The sequence below is a fragment of the Paenibacillus luteus genome (genome assembly GCF_006542765.1).
Taxonomy (GTDB): domain Bacteria; phylum Bacillota; class Bacilli; order Paenibacillales; family Paenibacillaceae; genus Pristimantibacillus; species Pristimantibacillus luteus.
Genome location: NZ_SKCD01000001.1, coordinates 148,810 through 173,169, shown reverse-complemented (window position 1 = coordinate 173,169; position 24,360 = coordinate 148,810). Strand labels below are relative to the sequence as shown.

Annotated in this window: 21 protein-coding genes; 13 read left to right on the top strand and 8 right to left on the bottom strand. The window is 46.0% G+C overall.

From position 1 onward, the window contains the following. Positions 1-155 precede the first annotated feature (155 nt). Together E0496_RS37100 and E0496_RS00670 are read right to left on the bottom strand one after the other, a co-directional pair. Positions 156-6,764, bottom strand: a complete 6,609-nt coding sequence (locus tag E0496_RS37100) for an SNF2-related protein (RefSeq protein WP_421922947.1) — start codon at positions 6,762-6,764, stop codon at positions 156-158. A 45-nt stretch (positions 6,765-6,809) separates the two neighbouring features. Next, entirely contained in the window at positions 6,810-7,262 is a 453-nt protein-coding gene (locus E0496_RS00670) for a DUF6075 family protein (protein ID WP_141499703.1), read from the bottom strand. A gap of 136 nt (positions 7,263-7,398) precedes the next feature. Here E0496_RS00670 and E0496_RS00665 point away from each other — a divergent pair, with 136 nt between their 5' ends. After that, positions 7,399-8,412 carry a hypothetical protein gene (locus tag E0496_RS00665; RefSeq protein WP_141499702.1) on the top strand — a complete coding sequence of 338 codons (1,014 nt, stop codon included), beginning with the start codon at positions 7,399-7,401 and terminating at the stop codon, positions 8,410-8,412. 131 nt (positions 8,413-8,543) lie between these two features. On the opposite strand, the gene E0496_RS00660 is transcribed toward E0496_RS00665, so the two are convergent. Both E0496_RS00660 and E0496_RS00655 read right to left on the bottom strand, forming a co-directional pair. Further along, positions 8,544-9,557 (bottom strand): ParB N-terminal domain-containing protein, encoded by a 1,014-nt coding sequence (locus E0496_RS00660; protein WP_141499701.1) that lies wholly within the window; start codon positions 9,555-9,557, stop codon positions 8,544-8,546. After that, on the bottom strand, positions 9,547-10,338 hold the full coding sequence (locus E0496_RS00655; protein WP_141499700.1) for a ParA family protein: 792 nt from the start codon (positions 10,336-10,338) through the stop codon (positions 9,547-9,549). The genes E0496_RS00660 and E0496_RS00655 overlap by 11 nt, the downstream gene beginning before the upstream one ends. 504 nt (positions 10,339-10,842) lie before the next feature. On the opposite strand from E0496_RS00655, the gene E0496_RS00650 reads away from it, so the two are divergent. The 4 genes from E0496_RS00650 (at position 10,843) to E0496_RS00635 (ending at position 14,323) form a co-directional block, all read left to right on the top strand. Beyond that, positions 10,843-11,343: a hypothetical protein gene (locus E0496_RS00650; RefSeq protein ID WP_141499699.1), complete on the top strand. Its 501-nt coding sequence runs from the start codon at positions 10,843-10,845 to the stop codon at positions 11,341-11,343. Positions 11,344-11,421: 78 nt separating this feature from the next. After that, positions 11,422-12,102 (top strand): response regulator transcription factor, encoded by a 681-nt coding sequence (locus tag E0496_RS00645; RefSeq protein WP_141499698.1) that lies wholly within the window; start codon positions 11,422-11,424, stop codon positions 12,100-12,102. Beyond that, positions 12,099-13,844, top strand: a complete 1,746-nt coding sequence (locus tag E0496_RS00640) for a sensor histidine kinase (RefSeq protein WP_141499697.1) — start codon at positions 12,099-12,101, stop codon at positions 13,842-13,844. The genes E0496_RS00645 and E0496_RS00640 overlap by 4 nt, the downstream gene beginning before the upstream one ends. After that, the gene (locus E0496_RS00635; RefSeq protein ID WP_141499696.1) at positions 13,841-14,323 is read left to right on the top strand and encodes a hypothetical protein; all 483 of its coding nucleotides are present in this window, start codon (positions 13,841-13,843) and stop codon (positions 14,321-14,323) included. The genes E0496_RS00640 and E0496_RS00635 overlap by 4 nt, the downstream gene beginning before the upstream one ends. Positions 14,324-14,462: 139 nt before the next feature. On the opposite strand, the gene E0496_RS00630 is transcribed toward E0496_RS00635, so the two are convergent. Next, on the bottom strand, positions 14,463-15,242 hold the full coding sequence (locus E0496_RS00630) for an RNA ligase family protein (RefSeq protein ID WP_141499695.1): 780 nt from the start codon (positions 15,240-15,242) through the stop codon (positions 14,463-14,465). Between the two features lie 153 nt (positions 15,243-15,395). On the opposite strand from E0496_RS00630, the gene E0496_RS00625 reads away from it, so the two are divergent. The 3 genes from E0496_RS00625 to E0496_RS00615 all read left to right on the top strand — a co-directional run bounded on the left by E0496_RS00625 (position 15,396) and on the right by E0496_RS00615 (position 17,730). After that, a complete protein-coding gene (locus E0496_RS00625; protein WP_241674475.1) occupies positions 15,396-15,824 on the top strand; it encodes a hypothetical protein in 429 nt (142 codons plus the stop codon). Positions 15,825-15,927: 103 nt separating this feature from the next. Continuing rightward, complete coding sequence (locus E0496_RS00620) at positions 15,928-16,341, top strand: DUF2203 domain-containing protein (RefSeq protein ID WP_139992897.1); 414 nt, start codon at positions 15,928-15,930, stop codon at positions 16,339-16,341. A 186-nt stretch (positions 16,342-16,527) separates the two neighbouring features. Then, positions 16,528-17,730 carry a stalk domain-containing protein gene (locus E0496_RS00615; RefSeq protein ID WP_161601269.1) on the top strand — a complete coding sequence of 401 codons (1,203 nt, stop codon included), beginning with the start codon at positions 16,528-16,530 and terminating at the stop codon, positions 17,728-17,730. A gap of 52 nt (positions 17,731-17,782) precedes the next feature. Here the strand turns inward: E0496_RS00615 and E0496_RS36365 are convergent, their stop codons facing one another. Further along, entirely contained in the window at positions 17,783-18,136 is a 354-nt protein-coding gene (locus E0496_RS36365) for an endonuclease/exonuclease/phosphatase family protein (RefSeq protein WP_241674474.1), read from the bottom strand. Positions 18,137-18,183: 47 nt separating this feature from the next. Then, positions 18,184-18,645: a hypothetical protein gene (locus tag E0496_RS36360; RefSeq protein WP_241674473.1), complete on the bottom strand. Its 462-nt coding sequence runs from the start codon at positions 18,643-18,645 to the stop codon at positions 18,184-18,186. Between the two features lie 196 nt (positions 18,646-18,841). On the opposite strand from E0496_RS36360, the gene E0496_RS00605 reads away from it, so the two are divergent. The 5 genes from E0496_RS00605 to E0496_RS00585 all read left to right on the top strand — a co-directional run bounded on the left by E0496_RS00605 (position 18,842) and on the right by E0496_RS00585 (position 23,374). Beyond that, a complete protein-coding gene (locus E0496_RS00605) occupies positions 18,842-19,612 on the top strand; it encodes an IclR family transcriptional regulator (protein ID WP_141499693.1) in 771 nt (256 codons plus the stop codon). Positions 19,613-19,727: 115 nt separating this feature from the next. Continuing rightward, on the top strand, positions 19,728-20,492 hold the full coding sequence (locus E0496_RS00600) for a type 1 glutamine amidotransferase (protein WP_141499692.1): 765 nt from the start codon (positions 19,728-19,730) through the stop codon (positions 20,490-20,492). A gap of 35 nt (positions 20,493-20,527) precedes the next feature. Then, the gene (locus E0496_RS00595; RefSeq protein WP_141499691.1) at positions 20,528-21,436 is read left to right on the top strand and encodes an aldo/keto reductase; all 909 of its coding nucleotides are present in this window, start codon (positions 20,528-20,530) and stop codon (positions 21,434-21,436) included. A gap of 190 nt (positions 21,437-21,626) precedes the next feature. After that, the gene (locus tag E0496_RS00590) at positions 21,627-22,070 is read left to right on the top strand and encodes an Rrf2 family transcriptional regulator (protein ID WP_141499690.1); all 444 of its coding nucleotides are present in this window, start codon (positions 21,627-21,629) and stop codon (positions 22,068-22,070) included. Positions 22,071-22,357: 287 nt separating this feature from the next. Next, positions 22,358-23,374 (top strand): LLM class flavin-dependent oxidoreductase, encoded by a 1,017-nt coding sequence (locus tag E0496_RS00585; RefSeq protein ID WP_141499689.1) that lies wholly within the window; start codon positions 22,358-22,360, stop codon positions 23,372-23,374. Between the two features lie 218 nt (positions 23,375-23,592). Here the strand turns inward: E0496_RS00585 and E0496_RS00580 are convergent, their stop codons facing one another. Then, the gene (locus tag E0496_RS00580) at positions 23,593-24,234 is read right to left on the bottom strand and encodes a M15 family metallopeptidase (protein ID WP_241674470.1); all 642 of its coding nucleotides are present in this window, start codon (positions 24,232-24,234) and stop codon (positions 23,593-23,595) included. Positions 24,235-24,360: the final 126 nt, after the last annotated feature.

Genomic DNA, 24,360 nt, shown 5'->3' with positions numbered 1-24,360 from the left:
AGATATTTCCTAACGCAGATTCTCCCATCTCAACAACATAACTTTCTTTTTCTGAATTTTTCAATTCTTTGTTTCTATGAAACACTCAACCCTTTCAAAATATTCCAGATATTATCTTGATACATTTAAAAATAACATACGTATTCTTGTTTCACCTAAACTTCTGGCCCCGCATTTTCCGATTTGACCGCTTCTTCATTCATTGAGACTTGTTTTTCCGTGTCTACCTCCTCTACAATTTGATCCTGTCCTTGCAACTCCTGAAACTCTAGTGATGAATTAATCTCAGACTGCCGCACCACATGTTGATTCAGTCGACCTTCAAATTCAAAGGGCTTCCCAATTTCTTTCTTCGCTGTTTCGATCTGATGGAAAGTATCTTGCTGCTGTTGTTTGGTTGCCTCGATCCTGTTAGGTATTTTCTCCAGCAGATTCTCCAGCCTGCTTATATTGCCCAGAGCTGAATCTCCAAGCTCAACCATGTAGGTTGCTGCTCCCCCTAGATAGATATTTACATGTTCAAAACCGGGGCGAGACAGGGAAATATCAAATCCTTTGAATTGGCCAACCTTTACAGCCTGATGTTCCAGTTCAGTGATTTTGGATAAGAGCAGTAGCACTTCTCCTGCTTGGGGACGTTCGCTATAAACCGTGCGATCCAAGGTAATGGAGAACTCCTGAAGCTGGTGCAGTTCAGCAAGTTTCCAATCTGCCTGATATTTCTCCAGCTTTTCTGCGCAAGAAGCTAACACTTGCGGGTAATGCTGACTAAGCTGCCGTTCCAGCATAACTTGCTCGTTATGCCAGTTTGTCTTAAGCAGCTTGAGGCGTATGACTTCGTTGTCTACTTCCATCTTCTCGGCCAGCATCGGGTTGCCCACCGCAACAGCTTTTACCTCCGCTGCAGATAATACGGTTTCGTCAGCATCCTGACAGGAGCGAGAAATGCTTTTGCCTGTCATGACTTGCGAAATATAGCGCAGCTTTTGCTCTTGAATTTGCCACAAATATGAGTCAAAGGTTCCTTTGGTTACATAGCGGAAAATTTGCACTGTTCCATTTTGGTTGCCTTGCCGTAGAATGCGGCCATCGCGCTGGATAATGTCGGAAGGACGCCATGGACAGTCAATATGATGAGCAGCGATAAGTTTAGATTGTATATTCGTCCCAGTTCCCATTTTTTGCGTGGAGCCTAACAGGATGCGGACTTCGCCGCGGCGTACCTGCTCAAATAAAGCTTCTCGTGCTGCGTCTGTATTTACATCATGGATAAAGGCGATTTCCTGCTCCGGGATACCACGAAGCACCAATTGGGATTTCATTTCATCATATACATTGAAATGCCCTGGTTTTGGAGTGCCGCTATCACTGAAAATTACTTGAGTTAGTTGATTAGCCTGCGTTTCCTGCCAAATATCAAAAACGTTAGTAATGCAAAGATTCAATTTAGACATCGGATCGGCAGGGGCATCCTCATGTACTAGACGTGGATCAATGGACATCAGTTTGGCTTCATTGGTCAACTTCAGCATGTTGTCTTCTTTGGCATCGACCTCATTGTTGCGAATTTTTTCGGCTCGTTCAACAAACTCATCCATCATCTGCTCTTGGTAGAGGGAGCGGTTACTGACCACTACACTAGCTTTATCGCCCTCTAGCCGTGGAACAGGGAGCTTTAGCATATCGGCAGTTTGAATATCGGCAACGAGTCGAAACATGCTCATCAGTTCTGGTAAATTATGAAACTTGGCAAAACGGGATTTCATACGGTAGCCGCTGCCTTCGGGTGTAATCTCCAGCGAGGAAACAACCTCGCCAAATGTTGCCGCCCAATTATCGAAAAAGTTGAGTCCTAGCTTTTGGAGCAAATGAGGTTGTAGAAATCGCTGCATGACATACATCTCGGACATGCTGTTGCTAATAGGTGTTCCTGTGGCAAATATGACCCCGCGCCCTTGATTCATCTCCTGCAAGTATTGGCATTTCAGCAGCATATCGGTAGCTCGCTGGCTGCTGGACTTGCCAATTCCGGCTACATTACGCATTTTGGTAAAGGTGAAGCAGTTTTTATAGGCATGAGCTTCATCGACAAATAGCATATCCACGCCAAGCTGTTCAAAGGTAAGCAGGTCGTCCTTCTTGCTTTCATTCATCAACCGTTCCAGGCGGGATTTTAAGTTGTTTTCAAACACAACCATTTGCTTAATGCTCCAGTTATCGCCTTTTTCTTTTTTCATTTGGTTAATCATATGGGAGACATTGCGGATTTCAACTTGCAGGAGCTGCTCTTGACGATCACGGGAAATGGGGATTTTCTCGAACTGTGAATGACCGATAATAACAGCATCGTAATTGCCCATTGCAATTTTGGAAACGAAACGCTGCCGGTTAGCTAAGCTAAAATCCTTTTTCGTGGTCACTAAGACATTAGCAGAGGGGAAAAAGCGTAAAAATTCGTTTGCCCATTGCTCCGTCAAGTGATTAGGTACGCAATATAATGGCTTGTGAACTGCACCAATCCGTTTCAAATACATTCCGGCTGCAATCATAGCTGCCGTTTTGCCAGCACCGACTTCATGAGCCATAAGTGCTGTACCCGAGTAAATAATGCGGGCAGCTACATCTTTTTGGTGTTTGCGTAGACTCATTTCCTGATTCATGCCTTGAAATACCAAATGTTCGCCTTCATAGGTGCGCGGACGAATCGTGTTGAATTTATCATTATAAATAGAGAGCAGTGTATCGGCTCTTGTCTTGTCTTGAAAGAGCCAGGAGGCGAATGCTTCTTTCATCTGTTGTTGTTTGGATCGGGCAATCATCGTTTCCTTGGCATTGACTACATACTTGATCTGTTCATTACCGTTTGCATCCAGATATGTGACTGGATCACGCACCGTGATACTTTGCAGATTAAGGCTGCTTTCAAAAATCTCATAAGCGTTGGCTCTCCCGGTACCGAAGGTCTGGTTAACTTTAATGGAGCCTCTTTCCACAGATTTGCCGGATACACGCCAAGTATTGGTGTATTCGAGATAATCTACATCAATGGTCTGTGAATCCTGCATAATTTTAGCTGTTCCGAATGTTTCATACATAAAAGCCCGATATACTTTGACCGGAATCCAGGGGCTACCAATGCGGAAGTCGATGTCTCCAGGCAACAGCGGAGCAGGCTGGACACGAGTGAGCGCGGCGACGTTTCGCTGGAATACATCCGGGAACTCTTGCGCTTTGAGTGTGGCATAGGCGAGCTTGTCTTTGACGTTGCCTGACAAGTATTCCTCGTCCAGTTCCCAGCCTTCATCTACCTCTCCTGTATAGGATTGCGGATTTTGAAATATGCGTTCGCCAAGCGCCTCCCGCGCTTCATCGGTTGTTTTTCCACATAGATGGGCGATATATGGGAGGTCGATGCGTAATCGGTGGTTTAAGCAGATTTGCAAGGCTTCAAGCGGATTGTCTGTATGTTCTGGCAAGGAGTTGACTCGAATGGTTGGACGACTAAAAATAGCAGCTTTTATCCAGGTTTTATCTGCTGTGAAGTCTTCAATAGAGCGCAAAAGAGGAAGTTGGTCATCATCAGCAAAAGCAGAAGTATTGGCTCGATCGTTAATGGCTCCATTCTGATGAACAAAACGGTCATAACTATGATTTAATCTAAATTGAGCTACTTCAAGTTCATTTACCTCATAACCGTATTCACGCGATTGAATTTCGATGACATCCAGCAGCGCTGCACGTATGGCGCATAAGCCTTTGATACGATCTGCTTTTTTACCTTTGATGTCTTGAGGGAGGAGAATACCATTTTCACAGAAAGAGATGCGTTCCTGTTCGACGATAAATGTAAAGTTTTTTGTACCAGGTGGTGCTTCTCGGGCTTGTTGTTCTTCCTCATCCAGTAAGAGGGAGGTATTATTGTTTTGGGTTTGTGCTGAATTAGGCAACTCAGGAAAACGAGCTTGTAATGTGCCGAGTGCTTGCTCCAGGGCAGGTAGCAAAGGTAGTCCTTCATGTGGAATACAAGCACTTGTTTTCTCTGCCCCATACATGCCCCGATCCCATTGCATTTGTCCGAGCAGCATTTCAGGATGGGACAGGTAATAGCGATTAACAGGTACACCATCTAGTGTTTCGCCAACATCTATCCATTCAGGCATATCTGCTTGGGTGAGAGGAAGCGGGGATTCTCGCTTTTGCAGAAATACAATATCGGTGGTAACTGTAGCGCCAGCGAGAGATTGAAAGGTCGTGTTTGGTAAACGAACCATGCCAATTAATTCAGCCTTTTGAGCTAGGATCTGCCGCACACTAGAGTCCCGTTTGTCCATTGTGCCTTTACTGACGATAAAAGCTAACATGCCCCCTGGCTTGAGCAAGTCCAGCGAACGGATAAAAAAGTAGTCGTGAATGTAGTGGCTGCTAGTGTAGCGGCGGTCATGGATACGTATGATATGAAAGGGAATGTTGGAAAACATAGCATCAAATCGTTGTTCACGCCAGTCTATGGTTTCAAAACCTTGAATATGAATGTTCGCCTTGGGATAAAGCTGTCGTGAAATTCTTCCTGTCAACGAATCCAATTCTACACCGTGAAGTTCAGCATTCTCCCACTCCGGCGGCACAATAGAAAAGAAGTTCCCGCTGCCCATCGAAGGCTCAAGCAGGCGGCGTCCAGCACCATTGGACAGGCCAAAACGCTGCAAGGTTGTATGGATGCTCTGAATTAAGGACTGCTCGGTATAGAAGGCTGTAATGGTAGAGTTGCGGGCTGCTGCATATTCATCTTCATCCAAAAGTTGCTTTAACTCGGCATATTCAGTTTCCCATCCATTTGCAGTAGGATGAAAAGCATTCGCTAATCCTCCCCATCCCACATAACCGGCTAAAATATATTGTTCATCCGCTGTTGCTTGGCCCTGCTCTGATTCCAGTTGCTTGAGTAGGCGAATCGCTTCGACGTTCCGTTTATACTTGCTCTTTGGACCTGATACATAAGGCGATAGCTCGGCATGAAAGCGATAATTTGCCGCAGCAAGGATTGGCTGTTGAATATCTGGCGTAGATGTTGCATTCGCATCCATGCTTTCGGTGCTTGATGACTGTGATTGAACACTTTGCTGCCGGCCATTGTCATGATCGGGGTTATTGTTTTGGAGTTCGGGTTCTTTAAAATCATCTTTAAACTCTGCTTGTTCGTTGGCGTAATTAAATAGTGTCCATTCTGGCTCTACAGGTGGAAAGGGAGCGGCGTGTTCGTCATAACGTCCTTCTGCTATTAACTGAAGCAACGTATCACTAAATTTCTTCCATTTAAAATGTTCTTCATGGGAGCCATTTGTATCTTTCCAGGACACCGTAACTCCTTTGCCATCAAAGCCATACCCGACAAGACCATTCTCAAAATCTCCTCTTGCCCCGCTGATGACATACAATGATTTTAGAAGGGAGATAAGCTCCGTCGATTTAACAGGATGATTATCTACTACAAATTGATAGATACGTTGCTTTGTTGCCCAGGAGCTTTTATTGCTTACGATTAAGTAGGCAAGGATGTCTTCTCCATTACGTATTTCGGAAGTGGACGCTTCTTTTTCGGGCATAAAAAAAGAACCGCTTGATGGCGGTTCAGTTGAGGTAGGTGAAGGAACACTTGCTTTAGTTACCGTGGTTTCAGAATGATGTCGTTCATGACCAGTTCCTCCGCTGTCGATTTGATCTGGTTCAGGTGGCGTGTCCGTTCCAATGTATCGTCCGTCTGTGGCAGGGGCTGAGGGCGTAGAAGTTGATCGGTCAATTGTTCCATCCGTTCCAGTGCTTCCCTTTCGACCTGATGCATTTTCTTCATCAGATTGCCTTCCATTTGAAGAATCTGAAAACGTTGCGGGTGATGATTCCGCAAATGATTCAGTGCCAGCCGTCCAAATTTGCCCAAAGGCTGTTGATCGGTTGTCGCTTCGTTCGAGATTTGCAGGTTCGGATACAGCAATCCGTCTACTTCGTGGTATGTCAGGGTTGTTTTGTTGGGATGATTCATGAGCGTGGTTCCTTTCCTGTTCCATTATTTTTACGTAACGGGCAATGTCCGTGAGAAGGCTTCGGGCGTGAGTATTCACTTGGTAACCCAAGCGTGCAGCAAGCGGCAACGTATCAAAATGGGTGATTGTCGAAAAGTCAGTAAGATTTGGTTCAGGCAACTGACAGCGGTGGTGGATGAGATAGCGAACGCTATCTTCTATTAAATCACCCATGTGCTGTTCAAGTCCCAGCACGGGGATTCTGCCTAAGAAATGATCGTGAATATCATGTTCAATGTCTTGCAGCCATTCATTCCAAGATGAATGAATCTTGGAATGAACGAGTTGGGAGATGGCTTCGGTAAGGTTCAGTGTATCGTAGGAGGTCAATCGTCCAGCTAGTTCGTCAGGATTAAGCTGTTTCAGATTCCAGAGAGAAGGGGGTTGTTTACCTGTTGTTTGGGTAACGTCGAATAAATGGCTCAATGTTGGACTATTTTGCTGGAAATCACAGACGGCAATGCTCTTTTCTCCTTTTCTCACATAACGGCCTAGCTGATTCCAGAGCGAGAGGGGAGCCAACATGGCCGCATCCGGACGCTGGGCATAAATGAGCAGACTGTTATCAAATGAGTATTTGTAAATAGATGCAGCGAAGTGCAGGTATTGTTGCCAGTTGTCTCCGCTGGATGTGATGTCATGAATAGTGGTTGTGTACAGATGGCGCAAAGGCTGAATGCGGCTCATATCAGGCTCTCCTTTCTGTTTGGAGTTAGATAGGTGCTAGATGATTCAGGCTTCGTGTTCATATGAAGAATGATGATCTGTTTTTGTTGGTGGAAAGGAAAAGTACGGCAGGTCCAGAGATTGAGCGTATTCCGTATAACGAAGTTTGATCGCTTCAAAAAAGTAAGGCATCAGTCCAGTGTCAAATAGTTGATATGGACTATAATTACGCGGATGATCGCGTCCGGTTTCAGCATCTCCGGTATAGCCGTTGTACAGGTTAAAGCCAAGACGAGTCATTTTGACAGAGGTGCTGGTCTGCCATCCTTGTTCTAGTGCCTCAAGGCGAATGGCTTGTTCTTCGTAATTATAGAGATCATGGATATGCTGCCGGGTTTGGGGTGTAAGACCAAGAATGTAAAAGAAAGCTTGACGATACGGGTCATTCTGACTGTGGGTCATGCGAATATTCCCCTCGTAAAATTGTTCATGATTGATGTCTTTAAAGATTGGAAACATAGTGGCGTCCTCCTTGTAGATATGCATAATTTTGAAGTTCTTTCTATAAGATTCCTAAATTTTTGGAAGGAATTATTGGATGTTGTCGAATCTTATTTATAAGTAGTCTCTTAAAAATAATCTTGGGGGTCATTCAATGACAGAATTTAATAATATGATAGAGAAGTATATGAGTAGGGCAGTTAAGGAAAACCCATTGAAAATTGCTCAATCTAAAAATTTGAGATATTATAGTGACTTTAGAAAAACAATAGAACTTCTTGATACTTGCCTTACACAGAAAGAAATGAAAGAACTACTAGAGAGAAAATTATTGCTTACAACTGAATATTCCCAATTTACTTATCTCCAGAGTGCTTCTGAAATTAGTGTACTAGCATATATAATTGAACATTATAAAAATGAGTTTAAATACGAACCTCGCTATAATGGAAGAAAAAACCCTGAATGTTCTTTTAAATACAAAGAGCAGATAATTAACATTGAAGTAAAAACGCCAGATTTAAGTAATAGATGGGATGCTGAAAGTAACTCTAAATTGAAAATATTTTTAGATGAAAGAATTCCAAAACGTGAAGAAGTGGTGAATTCAGTAGTTCAGAGTATTGAATCTAATATTGATAGTAGTGTTTACTCAGGCGTTGAGGAATTAAAGCGTCTAGATAATAAGTTAAAGGATTTTCTTATAAGTGCAAATGAGAAGTTTATTGGGACGCATGAGGAAGATTTAAATATTTTGGTTGTCAGTCTCGATATAATATCAGACCTTGATGAGTGGTATTCATATATTTTTGGGGAAGATGGAGTCTTCACCAAAAAATCTTATGTTGAATCTGACAAATTTAAAAATGTAGACGCAATAATGCTCTCAAATGCAATGTGTGGTCATATACGATATGAGGTCGAAATGAATGATGTTTGGAATTTGGGTAATTGTGGTAACTACCTCTTTTTGAACCCTTCAAAGGAAAATACCAGTAAAGGCAAATTTTTTCATGAACATGGATTACAAATGTTTGGTGCATTTTCTTTAGATTTTCAAGAATATTTAAGAAGCCTAGATGAAGAAAAAAGCGATTACCTAGAGTTTAGAATTAGTGAGGCAATGATATTCACAAACTACTTCAAGAAGCGAGGTATAACCACTTAGTTTCATACCATATTGTTAATGATATTAAGGGAAACTTTAGGATAGAATGATTTTATTGTTAGTCAAGATACAGCTAATCATCCAAAGTATTACAATATAAGTTTCAAAGTGAAAGCCCTTCTTTAGAGTAATTAGTTTGATTTTCTTTGCTGATTAGTGAAATACATCTCCAATGCCTTGTCGATGATCACTTCGACCTCAGCAGTTTTTTGAGCGGAGGAAAAATATTTTGTATAAACCTTATATTTGAGCTTAAATGGGCCTGGTGTTTTATTACGCGGCTTGCGGGTGGCTTCGCCGGATAAGATTTTAATGGCTTGATCGACGGTGAGCTTGCCAGAGTAGCCTTGCAAAAGTTCGGACTTTTTCATGTCCACTTTGAAGCCATTTTCTGCTACAGCTTGTTCTACCAAGTTTTGTTCATCTTCTGACAGATAAGATAGATGGACGGCGCAGCGTAAAGGCAATTCCTCGAAATCGGTACGCTGCTTTAGTTCAGGAATCAGCTTGTCAATACGTAGCAATCGGGAGACGGAATTTTTAGATAAACCGTATTCTTGAGCAACTTTATCCCGACTGGTAGACTTCTGCCCCACTGGGGCAGAAGTTGTATTTTCGCTGATGTACTGCGGGTTTTCCAGGCTTTTAAGCTCCTCAATAATATCGTTTCGTTTGCCCTGGGAGAACATTTCAGAGTGACGAAGATTCAGTACCTTGGCCTTTTCAGAAGGGAGCATGTCGGTAAAAGAGCGTTGCAACACATTGGTTTCGACCACATACATGAGGGCTTCTTCATCAGTAAGATTTTCCTTTACAACAGCAGGCAGTTTTTCAATCCCTAGTAATTGCGCCGCGTTCATTCGGTTATGTCCAGCCAGCATTTCGTGGTCACAACCGTTCTCATCGACTTCATTCTTTCGCACAATGACCGGGACAAGAATGCCGTTGCTCTCAATGCTGCTCACCATATCCGCCAAGCGCTCACCTTCATATAAGCGAAAAGGATGATCTTTGTACATTCTGATTTTATTTATGGGAATAGTTTGAATTCCATTGGCCTGTTCAAGCAATGGCTGGTCTTTTTCCGATAGCAACAACAACTCATCAATACTAGAGAGTTTGGGAACGGGACGTTTAGCAGTCACTCTCCATCAGCTCCTTCGCTAGTTCTTGATACGCCGCGGCTACCTTGGATTTGGGTTCAAACTGTATAATACTCTGACTATAAAAGTTTGCTTCGCCTACTTTAACGGACAAAGGAATCTGCACATCGAAGATGCGGAAGGTTTCGCGGTAGTAAACTTTAACCAGACGGAAAGCCTCCTTGTACAAGTTGGTGCGAGTGTTGCACATAGTCATGAGAATGCCTTCAATACTAATGCGCGGGTTGATGCGTTTTTTGACTTTTACAATGATTCTGAGCAACTGGGTTAATCCTGTAGCAGACCATAGCTGCGGATTCACGGGGATCAGCACGCTATCGCTGGCTGCAAGAGCATTAATCGTCAGCAATCCAAGTGAAGGATTGGTGTCAATAATGATGTAGTCGTAGTTCGGCTTCATCGGTTCAAGTAGGGAAGCTAATGTTTTTTCCCCGCCCATTTCATCCCGCAAGTTAATCTCGGCAACGGACAACTCAATGTTGCTCGGAATGAGGTCGATATTGCCGTGCGAGTGGATATACTCCTCAGTAGGAGGAAGTGGTTCATCGCTCATAATAGCGTTCATGACATTGAACATTGAGAATGGAAGTTGATCCGGCTGCTCAATGCCAAAGCACATGGACAGATTGCCTTGTGGGTCAAAATCGACGAGTAGCACTTTTTTTCCTTCATTAGATAAGGCGTAAGCCAGATTGTAGGCAGTGGTCGTTTTGCCTGTGCCGCCTTTCTGATTAGCAATGGTGATAACGGTTGTTTTGGACATAATATATACCCTCCCTGGAGCAATCGCTCCGTTAATTTGTCAATGGTAGGGAGCGGGCTGATTCTGTTTTAGTTCTTTCCGAGTTCTTTCCAACGTCTAAAATCAGCTTCTTTTTCGCTGATTGTCGGGAAGTCAGATAGGCTCTGAATTCAACGAAAAAACCCGCGAAAAACCTTGATTCTACAAGGCTTTTCGCGGGTTTTATATTCCTCTTCTTGGACTTAACTTCTGCTCATGTCGCAATAGAGTGTGCGACTCAAAATCGTGAGGGAAACCGTGGAGGTTCGAGTCCTCTCATCGGCACCATAATGAAACGTTAAAGCCTAAAGGATCTAATCCTTTAGGCTTTTTTTTGTTGGAATCATAGGATCAAGAGAATACTTAGTCATAGTCATTACTTGCTTAGCTTCTCTCTTGGGTCCAAATGGGCATTTGGAGTACACACGGCGTACATAAGAGAACTTTATACTTGGAAATGTAAACAAGAGACGGAGGTTATGAAATATGAAGAAAACGATATTTTTAGCAAGCCTGACGATTGCTGCAACGACTTTGACGGGGCATGCTTGGGCCGATCAGAAAAGCACTACGATGAAACAGCACGCTGTTATTGCCCCGGCCAAACAGCAAGGCACCAACCCTTCGGTTATTGTTGACTCGGCAGCTAACCCATACGAAATTGCCGGCATAGATGATCCGAAGGCGTTTATCGAGTTTTTCAATAAATTGCAGAAGGCCGTTGCCGCAAACGACAAAAAGGCCGTTGCCAATTTAATCGCTTATCCGCTCCGGGTCAACCATGACGGAAAGTCGGTGGAAATTACGTCGAAAAAACAATTTATCTCCAAGTATAATCAAATCATAACGGATCAAGTGAAGAAAAAGCTGCTTGCCCAGGACGTGGATAAGGTTTTTGTCAATTGGAAGGGGATTATGATTGGCGACGGTGAAATCTGGATCAGCGTGTTTGATAATAAAATTGCAGTTTATGCTGTAAATCGATAAGGGCGTAAACGCTGACAGGCAAACACGTCTCATTTCCAGATGTAAACGTGATGTCAGATAGATGTGGAGTGTTAATTAATGAAGAGAAACATCTTGCTGGTAGAAGACGATACGTTAATGCGCGAGTTTATAACGGATTATTTCAAGAAGGAACAATGGGAAGTGCACGAGGCGGAGAACGGGAGACAAGCGCTGGAAATCTTCGAGCAGACGATCGTCGATTTGGTCGTGTTGGACATCATGATGCCAGAGATGGACGGCTGGTCGGTATGCAGGCGTATACGCCAGAAATCGGATGTGCCGATTATTATCATCACGGCGAGAGCCGAGGATGACGATCAAATCATGGGCTTTGAGCTTGGAGCGGACGAGTATGTAACGAAGCCATTTAGCCCCAAGGTGTTAGTCGCCAGAGCGAATGCCTTATTAAAGAGAATGGAAGGGACACTTGGCCGTGAAGGCGATATCCTCTCATTCGGCGATTTGACTGTCAATAAACGAGCCCATGCGGTAACGGTTGGCGGAGAACTGGTCAATCTGTCCCCTAAGGAGTACGATTTGCTTATTTTTATGATGAAGCATTACGGAACCGTCCTGCCCCGTGACTACATTTTGAATGCGGTATGGGGATTCGATTATTTTGGCGATTTGCGTACCGTGGATACCCATATCAAAAAATTACGGGCCAAGCTGGGTAGCGAGGAACGGTTGATCCGAACCGTTATCCGTTCTGGCTATAAATTCGAGCTTGAGCCATGAAAAGGAACAGTGTTGTAGTTAAGCTATTCGTGGTCACAGCTGCCATGATATTTGTCGTGTTTACTCTCGTCATGCTGGCGGAGGGGCTGTTTTTCGAACGGTTTTACCGAGCATCCAAAATAGACCGGCTGGAGAGCAGCGTGGCACAATTCGGACGCGAGTATGCCGCAACACCTGCTGGGGGCATCGACGAATCACGACTGCTCGGCCATTTTATGAATCATCATGATGCTAGCATTTCCATCGTTAACCATCGGTTCGAGCGAGTGAGCGTCGATCCTTATTTTATCCAGCTTGTGCAAGATTCCCGAGTGATTACGATCCGTTTGTCATCGGACGGCACCATGATGAAAGATATCCCCTCGGGGCTTCGCACCGGTGACAGCCTGGTGGTAGATGGCTTCTTTATGGATGAAAAGGATACGATTATGCAGCTCGTAAAGGTGCAGCAGTCAGAGTCGGAGCTTGGGGAAGGATTAATGCGCGTGAAGGGTAAAATAACCGATCTTTTGCTTCCAGAGCAGCGGTCGTTCAATCCTTTCTATCAAGATAATCTTATCCAAAGCTCCTTGTCGGATTGGATGCAGGTGGTAGATCAGAACGAGCAGCGATTGGATAACGGCCTGCCTGTAAAGATGGAGTGGACGGACAATTGGAGCGGAATTCAATATGCGGTCGTTATGCTTTCGCTTCCGGGAGGGGAAGCTGAGGACCGCTATGCCATTGCGATGACTTCGCTGCAGCCGGTGGGGGAAGCCGTCAGTATTTTGAAACGATACTTTATTTATTTGACACCAGTTATTCTTGTTCTTGTGATCTTATTGTCCTTGGCATTCTCGAGATTGATATCGTTTCCGTTAGTTAAGCTTAGCCGGTTGGCCACGCGCATGGCGCAGCTGGACTTTACGATACAGCCTACGGTCCATTCCAAGGACGAATTTGGAGATTTGTCGCGGAGCATGAATACATTATCCGAAAACTTAAATACAGCATTGCAGCAGCTTACCGAGTCCAATAGAGAGCTTCAAGAGGAAATGGACAAGAAACAAAGGCTAGAGCAGCTGCGCAAAGAATTAATCGGGAATATCTCCCATGAGCTCAAAACGCCGCTAGGCATCGTAAAGGGGTTCGCAGAGGGTCTGCAGGATGATGTGGCGGCTGACAAAAGAGAGCGATACCTGCAGTTGATCGTGAATGAAACGGATCGAATGAATGCGTTAATCATGGATATGCTGGAGCTTTCCAAATACGAAGCGAAAGCGGTCCGGCTGCAATTCACAGAGCTATCGCTGGCAAAGCTTGTTCAGAACGTGGCGGACTCCTTCTCTTATCAGCTTGAAAGCAAGCAGCTTCGAGTAACGATTCAGGAGGCTGGGGAACTGATGGTAAAGGCAGATGCCAGACGAATGGAGCAGGTTGTTCAAAATCTGTTGAGCAATGCTATCCGTTATGGATCAGATCACAGCATCATTCAAATAGACATACAAAGATTATCGCCCGGGAAAATCGCGACTTATATGGAAAACGAGGGGCCTCCGCTAGCCGAAGACGATTTGAAACGAATATGGGAGCAATTTTACCGGGCAGAACGTTCCCGCGACCGAAGATCCGGTGGGACCGGATTGGGGCTGGCCATCGTGGAAAATATTTTAGAGCTGCATGGAAGCGAATTTGGTGCTAGGAACACGAACCGAGGCGTTTCATTTTACTTTACACTAGAAGAGGCGGAGACGAGAAAATGAATAAGAAACAAATGATCAATGGGTTGGCTGTATTGCTGGTTCTGCTTTTGATCAGTGCTTGCGGGACCAAAGGGAACACGGAAGCGTCTGAAAGTGTACCTTCGCCAATTGGCCAGGAGGAAAGTACGGCGACGAATGATTCCGTGAATACGGAAAAAGAAATCTTGATCATTATCGACCAGACGCCTAAACCGATTGAGGGCAACAGCTTCGATTTTCAGGTCAAGCAGCTGCCCGAAGGATATTCTTTGTCAGAAATGCAGTGGAAATCCGATAAGAACCAGTTCGTAAATACGCTGCAGGAAGCGGCTGAGCATGGGGGCAATGGGGGAGATGGGTTTTATATTAGCGGAAACGGACAGTTTTCAGGATTTATTTATCCAGACAAAATGAACGGTGAACAAGGAGAGGTTACTTTCACGTTCCGCAATGAGCAGGGCAAAGAATTAACTTGGAAAAAAGAGATCACTTTAAAATAAAGAAAACTTGATCCTATTGAAAGGCCCTTGCGATCCATGCGATCATAAGGGCCTTTTTGATACGAGCCAACAAGGCGATGGATATCCATTTAGACGAGAAGCGAAACAGACATCTTTAAAGCCTCTGCCTAGGTCATCCCTATTTTCTGAACGTCCGTTCGTAATCCTCAAATCGTATTTTCCGAATTAGTCTCCGATCGGCTGTTCGGGCGATTACCCCCTCTGATTTCCCTTCAGCATCAATGCCTACCATTGTCTGCTCGAACGCTTGCAAGAATGCAAAGGTATCCTCAAGCGTTGTTGGGAAATTTGCTGCAGCTTCCTCACTCAACAAAGGGGCGTAAGGGAGCTCTGCGGCTTGAACAAATGCCAATTTATCGTTCTCTGAGTAAAAAGGCTGGTTTCCGTGATCGCGCCATTCGGCTATCTTTTCCTGAGGCAGGGCTAGCAAGCGCTCGAGTTCCTCTTTAGCAAGGGAGAAGATATCAAACACGCGGCTTCCTTGCGTTTTACTCTCCGTGTAATGTTTGGCGGCCTTCGTCTTCCCTCCATAGGATTCCTGATAAACCACCGTCAATGCCCAATCGTTCTGGCTGAAAATAAGCCCAAGCAGCCGCTCCGCCACAGGCTTAAGAAATTCAGCAATATTACCGTAGGGATTGCCAATTCGGTCTCCTTTTGCATATAAGAGCTCTTCTCTCGAGCCTATCAAATAATCGACTTCCTTGTTTTCGTTTTGGAAAAAGATGATCCTCGCGTTCTCTCCGTCTACTTTCTCATACACATAAACAGAGTCGGCTTCGTTCAGAAAGCCGCGTTCCTCCGACAGCCCGTCCGTTAATCGGCCTTTCTCGCCCAGCTTGTGGTAGGTTAGAATACTTGGATACTTGGTCAACGAATTTATTTTTTTCAAGTCCATGGTGGTGATCCTCCAATAACCTTATTTTTTCGACATCCCTATCGGTTGAATTACACATTAGCATACATTCGGCTAAAAATAAGGAATTTTTTTCTAGCGAAGTCAAACCTATGATGCGTTTCGTACGTCTTGTATGAAAAGGGGGTCTTGCTAATGAAAAAAATGGTCACGATGCTTATCGTTTTATGCTTATTGTTATCAAGCTGCAGCAACCATCCAAACAGCGACAGTCAGCATGTATCTGCGATTCAAGTAAAGGAATTGTTCGACAAGCATGCGATTGTATTAACGGAACCGAAAGACTTGCATCCGGAGAATGTATTTATACGTATATTAAATGGAGTGAAGCCTGAGACGTATGTTATGAATGATAAACAGCTCATCAGCATATATGCTTATCCATCTGAAAAGGACGCACGAGAGGGTGCCAAGGATTTTGAGGCTAAGACGGCTGTGGCCGACGTGGTCCAGCACCGCCGTTATGTGATCGGTAATATTCTGTTGTTTTATGTGGTTGATAAAGAGAATGAGGATTCACGCCTCGAGCTGGTAATCGAAAATCTGCGTTCTATGCTGCGGTAAATTCAGGTTTACTAAGCTAGTGGAGCCTGTGCTTGTATGTCTACCTAATTTACTTATAATTAATCATATGAAGAAATGCAATCGGATAAGGAGTAGATACGGGATGGGAAACAGAACCTTTACGCTGGCTGAGGCCAATGAGCTGCTGCCGCAATTAAAAGTGGACTTGAAGCAGCTTCAACAATTAAAAGGCGAGTTTGAAAGCCGATACGTGGATTATCACAAGGAGAAGGCTGCTTATGAGCAGGCCTTTGCAGGCTTGCCAGGCGGAAAGGACCCTTTCTTTGAGCAGGAGAGCCAGCTGGAATTCATGAAGATGGAGGCTGATCTGCTGATCGATAATTTTGCCCGGAAAGGCGTGCTCCTGAAAATGGTCACCCCGGGCCTGATCGACTTTCCAGCCGTTCTGGATGGCGAGGATATTCTCATTTGCTGGAAGGAAGGGGAAGCGCACGTAAGCCACTATCATGGCCTGCATGATGGCTTTAACGGAAGGAAGCCGTTCCCGCAGGAGTGAGTTTGGGAAGCCATGAATATAGATGCATGCGGCAAGGCCCTGTAGAGGAACGATCTACTTGGCCTTTTTTGCGTGCCTTTCCTGAACCCATGAGAATGGGAGGGAAGTTTAGGGTATGTAACATTTTCCATATTTTATACGTTGTGTAATTATGCGAATAAGATGAAAAGAATAGGCAGGTGTTTTATGAAAAAGTGGATGAAGTCTACTGCAATCTTGTTATCGGTATGGCTTGCATACTCTGGAGGAACCGCTGGCGTAGGGGCTGCGTCAAGTCAGGCAGCGGACGAAGAAGCCGTATTGCCGGGCGATGTAGCCAAAATGTACCGTATACCACATGAGCTGACTTTTGAGCTTAAAGGAACCAAAGGCTTGCTCGATGGCAAGCCGATTAACGTAGATCAGCCGATTTTACGCGATGGACGCGTGTATGTCCCGGTCAGGACGCTAAAGCAAAGCGGCGCGGCTGATGTGGTTGAATGGAATGCGGCCAAACGGGAGGTTAGGGTGGTCATCAACAAGAAGCTTATGCCGTCTTTTGGGGAGCTGCGTTACCGGATCGGCTCTAACAAAATTTATTCGGGCGACGGGACAGCGTTTCAGCAAGAAACGATTCCAGTCCCTTTTATCTCAGGCGGACGTGCCTACGTGCCGATAAGGCCGCTTAACACTTATCAAGGCATTGCGGTTGCGCTCGATAAAGGAGTCGTTACATGGAATTGGAGCGAGAAAATCATCGAAGTGCAGCAGCGTGAATGGTCGACCGCCGAACCGCAGACGACGTTTACGATGCTTTATCAGAAGGATATGAACATGCCGCAATTTTTGAGTTCGCTTGGGCCAGGGGGCTGGGGTGGCTCAAGCTCTGGAAGCAAAATCATTGAAAAGGACATTAAGCTGGATGGGCGCATCTATAACCGGATCAGTCTAACAGCAGAGCTCCATCCAGGCGTCAATCCGCTCCTGCTTACGGCTGTGTCAGCAGGAGAAGAATATCTTGCCGTATATCGAAAGGTTAATCCTTCGGAGCCGATACCGGTTGCTTTGACATCAGACGCCGAGGGATATACGAAGCTGACAGCTCCAACGCAGGGGTATGTTAAGCTTAAAGCTGGCGAATCCCTTACGATTGCGGGGGAGGTCCTTCAGTCAGGCCCATTATTTGACGAGGTGACTTTAAGAGCTAGCAAATATGAACCAGCCGTGCATGGGTATGAAGAGGATTTTTCCGTTAAAAGCCCAATTAAGAACAACAACTATTCTGGTGTGCTGAAGTTTGAGAAGCCGGGCAGCTATTGGGTGGACCTAATCAGTCCGAAATATATGCGTTCCATTGATCTTGGTCCGTATGGGAATCGCTGGGCTGTCATTATTGTAGAGGTTGAATAATGGAGTAAGAAAGAAGAGTTCCGATGGTCATACGATCGGAACTCTTCTTTGCTTATTGGAGGACAAACTCTGCTGTTACCGGGTTGTGGTCACTGAATGCAAACTTCAGATCCGTACCCTGCAGCCATTCCGGCCAGTTCTGCGTCGTTTTGAATCTTTGCGAATCGGTGCCGGGAAGGGCATGGTTCCAATCGCCGCCAACGATGATATAATGGCCTTTTCCTGTCTCCTTCTTGAGATAAGCGGACAAGTAATCGAGCTGCTGCTTGCGAATCTTTCCTTCCTTATCAAAAGCTGACAAATGCAAATTGACCAGAATCAGCTCCTTGCCGTTATGAACCGGGAATCTATTCGCTATAAAGGCGCGGTCGAGATCAAGCTGCTGGACTGGCCAGCTTTCCTTCACGGGGAGATCGTAGCGTTCGCTGCTTGTGCTTTAGAAGGAAGACAGCGTTAGCAAGCCGCTATGTACTTTGCCATGGGCTCAAAGAGCGGCACAGGCACCCAAGGCACTTTGTAATTGTAGGCAAAAGAAGAACTGTAGTCCTTCAAGGCTTTGGAGAAGAATTCGGCCTGATTAATCATATAGCTTCGAGAAGACTGAACGTCTACCTCTTGTAGCAAATAAAAGCTGGAAAGGCTGCTGTTCATAAAGGACGCGATGGAAGCGAGATTGGCTTCCGTCTGTTTCTTGCTGCTAGCGCGCGAATGCTCTCCACCGTCCATGAAAAAATCTTGTTCGCTGTCCAAGCCGGCATAACCGATGTTAATGGTGGTAACGGTAAACCGCTTGCCTTGCTCCAGAATCGCTCCGGTCTGATTGGATATTGAAAGCTCGGTCACTTCTTTCGGTTTATAATCAGATAAAGTAATATACAGTAAGAAGCCTCCAACAAGGAGAGCTGCGGCCAGCACGAGCAGGCTCGCTATTTTAAGTATTCTTTTCCCCCATACGAATCACCTCTCCATTATTCTTTTCCTTCCTTTAGGATACAGGAAAGCTGGTGAAAAAGGACCAACGTTTGGAAGAAAATGAATGGTTTTTAGAACGGAAAAATTGCAGTTGTAATCCAATATACATGATTTTTCAATTTCGCGGAGGTGAGAAGCGATGTCCGGTGTCATTACGAAAGCCATTCATATCTTGGACCTTCTGCTCCCCGAAGGAACAGAGAAGGAACTGAGCGTTACAGAAATGAGCCGAGAACTGGATATGCCCGTGCAAAGCGTCCACCGCATACTCAGCTCCTTGATGGAGCATGGCTTCGTCGCTCAAAATGCGAAGACGAAGAAGTACAAGCTGGGCTTGTCCATTATGAAGTATGGTTTTCTGATGTGGGACAGCCTGATGCTGCGCACGATTGCGAGGCCCTTTATGGAGGAGCTCTCCCAGAAGACGAAGGAAACGGTATATCTCGCTACCCGTGAGAATACGGAAGGCGTTTATATCGATTCTGTAGACTCGCCGCAAATTCTGAAAATATCGGAGCCGATCGGGCTCAAGCTGCCTTTGTTCATCGGCGCTTCCAACCGGGTTATTCTTGCCTACCTGCCGAGAAAGATGCAGGAGCAAATGCTGGAAGAGGCAGATTGGGGGGCCATGCCCACTCTTAAGCCGTTGACGCGGGAGTACATCGAGGCGGAAATAGAGAAGATTCATAGGCGTGGCTACGCCGTAACCTCGGGAGAAGCAACGGAGGGAACGACCGGCATTGGCGCACCGATATTCTCCTATGAAAATATGGTCATTGGCTCTCTAAACGTCGCGGGTCCGACCTTGAGGTTTACGGAGGATACGGTTGAAAAAAACAGCTTTCTTGTTAAGAAATATGCGGATTTGATCTCAAATGAGCTGGGGTACCGTTACAAGCTGAAGCGTTGATTCAAATTTGTTGAACGGTTTCCCACTATTCGGGAAAGTGGTATTACCTCTATCAGATAATGAGATTATAATAAGCTTCAATAACCGCAGCATGCGCGTATTGGAGGTGAGTTGGATGAATAATATCGTTGCTTTCCGGCATTTTTCTTTTGATGATGACTTTGCATTTCGCTCATGGGCCAATGCGAATGGGCATCGTTTATCTATGTATGATCCCGCGTTTGCCATTCCGTTTGATTTGCTTGATGATTTGGATTTACTCATTATTTGCGGCGGACCAATGAGCGTCTATGAGGAAGAGCTTCATCCTTGGCTTGCAGATGAGAAGCGCTTTGTCCAAGAAGCGATCAAGCGCGGCAAAAAAGTGCTGGGGATCTGCTTCGGCGCTCAAATGATTGCTGAATTGCTGGGTAGCCCTGTGTATCGCAATGCGCATAAGGAAATCGGTTGGCATACGATCAACCGCACTCAGGAGCAGCATCCCTGGTTCGACGGCTTACCGCAGCAATTAGTTTCGTTTCAATGGCATGGCGATACCTTCGATCTGCCAGACCATACGCGGCTGCTTGCTACTTCAGAAGCTTGCAGGGTACAGGCATTTGCTTACGAGGAGCATGTACTGGGTCTGCAATTTCATTTGGAGACGACGCCAGCCTGCATGGAAGCGATGTTCGAGCATTGGTCCAGCGAGCTTATTGCTGCGCCATACATACAGTCAGAATCTCAGATTCGCAGCCGTTTCGGGCAAAGCGAGCTATCTATCCGAATGCTTCACCAGATATTGGATAGGATGGTCACGGAACGATGGCCTAAGTCGACGGGTACAACAGAGAAGGAAGCAGACGGTTCAATAGACAATATAAAGGAACAAACGTTTTGACTAAATCACTAGCTGCAGAAAAGGAGAGTTCCAATATGAAGAGAAATCGATTAGGACAATCAGAGCTCTATGTTAGCGAGATCGGGCTTGGCTGTATGTCGCTCGGCACGGATAAGGAGAAGGGGATCGCTCTGGTACATCAGGCACTCGAAGGAGGAATAAATTTTCTCGATACGGCAGATCTTTATCATGAAGGGCTGAATGAGGAAATCGTCGGCGAAGCGGTTCGCGGCAGACGGTCAGAGGTAATTATAGCGACCAAAGTAGGCAACCGGTGGGAGCCAGGCAAGGAAGGCTGGACATGGGACCCGTCCAAAGCCTATATCAAAGAAGCCGTTAAGGATAGCTTAAGAAGGCTGCAGACCGATTATATCGATTTGTATCAACTGCACGGCGGTACGCTGGAGGATCCGATTGAAGAAACCATCGAGGCGTTCGAGGAGCTGAAGCAGGAAGGACTTATTCGGTATTACGGCATCTCTTCCATTCGTCCGAATGTCGTTCGGGAGTATGCGCAGCGGTCCAATATCGTAAGCGTAATGAGCCAATACAGCATTATCGATCGGAGACCTGAGGAGCAGGTGCTGCCTTTGCTAGAAGAGAAAGGAATAAGCTTGATTGCACGCGGACCGGTAGCCAAAGGGATCTTAACCCGCACAGGGGCTGCGAAATTGGCGAAGGGTTATCTGGAATATAGTGAAGAAGAGCTTAGTGAACTGTATGCCACGCTGCTGGAGCAGGGAGGCAACGATAGAGATCTAGCGCATACGGCTATTCGCTTCGCACTGGCCAGCTCTACGGTTGCTGCGGTCATTCCCGGAGCAAGCAGCATCGAGCAGCTGCTGCACAATATAGCAGCGAGTGAGACAGAGGAGCTTTCCACAGCTGAGCTTGCGCAGATCACAAAGATAAGCAAAAGCAGCGGTTATGTACAGCACCGATAGATTGTTGATTCATTAGGAAAAGGACTGGAAGCAGTTGTTAGGGCGCAGCACATCCGGTTTCAAAGCTTGAAAGTTGAGGGTGAGCCTATGCCTAAGCTCACTCTCTATGTTATGCTTAGTAAGGAAGGTTTGACTTTAACAACTGTATGAAATAAAATTACAGTATCCTTCTTGGGAGGGAGTTATGTAAATGAATAGCGAATTTACGGTAGCGGTTCACAGCTTAGTGCTGTTAGCTTATTTACCTGACCATATGGCTAGCAGCGAGACGATTGCCCGGAATGTGTCTACGAATCCAACGCGGATCCGCAAGATTATGAGCTCCTTGCGCAAGCATGGTTTTGTGAAGACGAAGGAAGGGATCGGCGGCGGCTATATTTTGAACTGTGCGCCGGGCGAGGTTACACTCGCTCAGGTGTACCGAGCGCTCTCCGGAGGTACGCTGAAGCCGCACTGGTGCTCAGGCAACCCGGAAGAGGATTGTCTCGTGTCCGCCAATATCCAAGTGGTCATGGACCACTTCTTCTATGAGGCGGAGCAACATTATGAGGCGTACCTCGAGCAGAATACGCTGCAAACGGTGCTGGAGAAAATCCGAAAATGCCAACAGCAGCAAAAAACGCAGCAGGTTTAAGGAGTATCTTACATGAGAGTTAATCTCTGTGTGCAGATGCCTAGGAAGTGATAGCGGTAATGGATTGAAGATGATCCGTTACCGCTAATGGAAGCAAACTCCTTCTATAAGAATGATCCTTCTATAAGAATGATGGCTCTCAGCCGCATCCTGGGCTTGAAAGCTAGAGGTTTCACCGGAAATGTGTTATTCCTTACGTTCAATATGTATTTAATATTCATACAGTTAATTAAGGTTTTTGCCTTAAAAGGCCGGTTTTTTAAACTTTGAAGTAAAGGGTGAACACAATGTCAGAACAAACGAGCAGTAATTCCACTTTTAATATTCCATTATCGGTTCTTGATGTGTCTCCAATCGTTGAGGGAGGCTCAGTGGCTGAATCGCTAAGCAACACGCTGGACTTGGCGCAGCATGCGGAAAAATGGGGCTATAACCGTTATTGGCTTGCCGAGCACCATAACGCTGCCAGCATTGCAAGCTCGGCTACGTCGATCGTTATCGGCCATGTAGCTGCAGGCACTTCGACGATCCGGGTAGGCTCCGGCGGCATCATGCTGCCTAACCATGCGCCGCTTGTGATCGCCGAGCAATTCGGCACGCTGGAATCTTTATTTCCCGGCCGGATCGATCTTGGTCTTGGACGCGCGCCTGGAACAGACGGCTTAACTGCAGCGGCACTGCGCGGCAGCAGAAGAAGCAACGGGCAGGACTTCCCGGAACAGCTAACAGAGCTAAGGGCGTTCCTCGATCCGTCTAGATCGGAAGTGGGCATGCCCGTACGTGCGATTCCCGGTGAAGGACTCGATATTCCGATATGGCTGCTCGGCTCTAGCGATTTTAGCGCCTTGCTCGCAGCTGAGCTTGGTTTGCCGTTCGCGTTCGCGGGACATTTCTCACCGACGTTTACGGTGCCAGCTATGAATCTTTACCGCAGCAGCTTTAAGCCCTCGGCGGTTCTCGATAAGCCGAAAGGTATGGTGGCAGTCAACGTAGTCGCGGCAGATACGGACGAGGAGGCAGCATATCTGGCAACGTCCATGCAGCAGCTGTTTTTATCCTTTATCCGCAATACCCGCGGTCCGCTCCCTGCTCCTGTACGCGATATGGATAGTTTATGGACGGCGCAGGAAAAGATCGCTTTGCAGCAGCAGCTCGGATCGTCGATCGTCGGCGGGCCTGATACGGTGCGAAGCAAGCTGAAACAGTATATTGAGGCGACAAAGGCTGATGAAATTATGGTCGCGGCCCATATCTTCGACCATAAGGCACGCCTGCGTTCTTATGAGATTATAGCAGGTCTGTAATAGCGGCTTCCCTTAATATCGGCAGTGATGCTTATTCTTATGCTGCTTGCCATAAGAAGCAAATATCAAGCAAAAGAGTGCAACGGATCGCCCGTTGCACTCTTTTTTCTTGAAATATAGGAACGTATATCATTTCGCTATCCCTTCTCTACATTTCTCGGAATGAAACGCGCTGCGCCGCCAAAGGACGGCGACAGCCGTTTACTCTTGATATAGGACTATTCAGGATCAACAGGCGGACGTTGTCCGTTGCGAAGCTGGCGAATGGAGTAGCCGAAGTCCATCTGAAGATGAGGATAATCGGGGAAGTTTTTCCAATCGCCACCCCAAGAGAAGCCGAGTTTCTTGGCGATGGAGACGACCTCCATCCAATCTGCCTTTCCGTTCTTGTTGCCATCGTATTCCATGTCCCATACGACATCGCCTTTCTTCGTTCGCAGCGCAAAATCGATAGCGAGTCCATAATTGTGATAAGAGTGGCCACCCTGCACTTGAGTTACCACTTGGCCTTCGGTCGTTCTGCCCTTGGCATAAATGGCATCCTGCTCCTCGCTCGAGCGGAATCCATCTGAAATGAGTATATCGATGCCGGCGCTTGCCGCCTCGGCGATTAGCTCGTTTTGCTTAGCGAATACGACCGGGTGCAGCCCGGTGACAGGGGCCGCAGGGGCAGGAACGGGATCAATTTCGGGCAAATAAGGCTCTATGGTGAGAATGCTTTTCCATAATAAAACAGAGCTTAATGCCAAAATAATAAACAACAGCAGCCGATTGCGTTTGCGCTTGTTGCGCGCCGCCAGTTCCAACTGAGCTTGCCCCATGGGCAGGTGATGCTGCGAAAAACGGTTCCGTTCAAGCATGCTGAATCTCCTTAAGCTTTGTATCCGCTCATTTTACCATATTGCTCCTTCGTCCGCCCTAGCCCTGGGTAGGGGTAGCAGCAGAAAAGCTTGACTTTTTATCAGTTTAGTTCTAAACTGATAAAT

Excerpts from the sequence above, each read along its gene's own strand:
- E0496_RS37100 (WP_421922947.1), bottom strand. The coding sequence starts at position 6,764 with ATGAGCCGCATTCAGCCTTTGCGCCATCTGTACACAACCACTATTCAT.
- E0496_RS00670 (WP_141499703.1), bottom strand. The coding sequence starts at position 7,262 with ATGTTTCCAATCTTTAAAGACATCAATCATGAACAATTTTACGAGGGG.
- E0496_RS00665 (WP_141499702.1), top strand. The coding sequence starts at position 7,399 with ATGACAGAATTTAATAATATGATAGAGAAGTATATGAGTAGGGCAGTT.
- E0496_RS00655 (WP_141499700.1), bottom strand. The coding sequence starts at position 10,338 with ATGTCCAAAACAACCGTTATCACCATTGCTAATCAGAAAGGCGGCACA.
- E0496_RS00650 (WP_141499699.1), top strand. The coding sequence starts at position 10,843 with ATGAAGAAAACGATATTTTTAGCAAGCCTGACGATTGCTGCAACGACT.
- E0496_RS00645 (WP_141499698.1), top strand. The coding sequence starts at position 11,422 with ATGAAGAGAAACATCTTGCTGGTAGAAGACGATACGTTAATGCGCGAG.
- E0496_RS00640 (WP_141499697.1), top strand. The coding sequence starts at position 12,099 with ATGAAAAGGAACAGTGTTGTAGTTAAGCTATTCGTGGTCACAGCTGCC.
- E0496_RS00635 (WP_141499696.1), top strand. The coding sequence starts at position 13,841 with ATGAATAAGAAACAAATGATCAATGGGTTGGCTGTATTGCTGGTTCTG.
- E0496_RS00630 (WP_141499695.1), bottom strand. The coding sequence starts at position 15,242 with ATGGACTTGAAAAAAATAAATTCGTTGACCAAGTATCCAAGTATTCTA.
- E0496_RS00625 (WP_241674475.1), top strand. The coding sequence starts at position 15,396 with ATGAAAAAAATGGTCACGATGCTTATCGTTTTATGCTTATTGTTATCA.
- E0496_RS00620 (WP_139992897.1), top strand. The coding sequence starts at position 15,928 with ATGGGAAACAGAACCTTTACGCTGGCTGAGGCCAATGAGCTGCTGCCG.
- E0496_RS00615 (WP_161601269.1), top strand. The coding sequence starts at position 16,528 with ATGAAAAAGTGGATGAAGTCTACTGCAATCTTGTTATCGGTATGGCTT.
- E0496_RS00605 (WP_141499693.1), top strand. The coding sequence starts at position 18,842 with ATGTCCGGTGTCATTACGAAAGCCATTCATATCTTGGACCTTCTGCTC.
- E0496_RS00600 (WP_141499692.1), top strand. The coding sequence starts at position 19,728 with ATGAATAATATCGTTGCTTTCCGGCATTTTTCTTTTGATGATGACTTT.
- E0496_RS00595 (WP_141499691.1), top strand. The coding sequence starts at position 20,528 with ATGAAGAGAAATCGATTAGGACAATCAGAGCTCTATGTTAGCGAGATC.
- E0496_RS00590 (WP_141499690.1), top strand. The coding sequence starts at position 21,627 with ATGAATAGCGAATTTACGGTAGCGGTTCACAGCTTAGTGCTGTTAGCT.
- E0496_RS00585 (WP_141499689.1), top strand. The coding sequence starts at position 22,358 with ATGTCAGAACAAACGAGCAGTAATTCCACTTTTAATATTCCATTATCG.
- E0496_RS00580 (WP_241674470.1), bottom strand. The coding sequence starts at position 24,234 with ATGCTTGAACGGAACCGTTTTTCGCAGCATCACCTGCCCATGGGGCAA.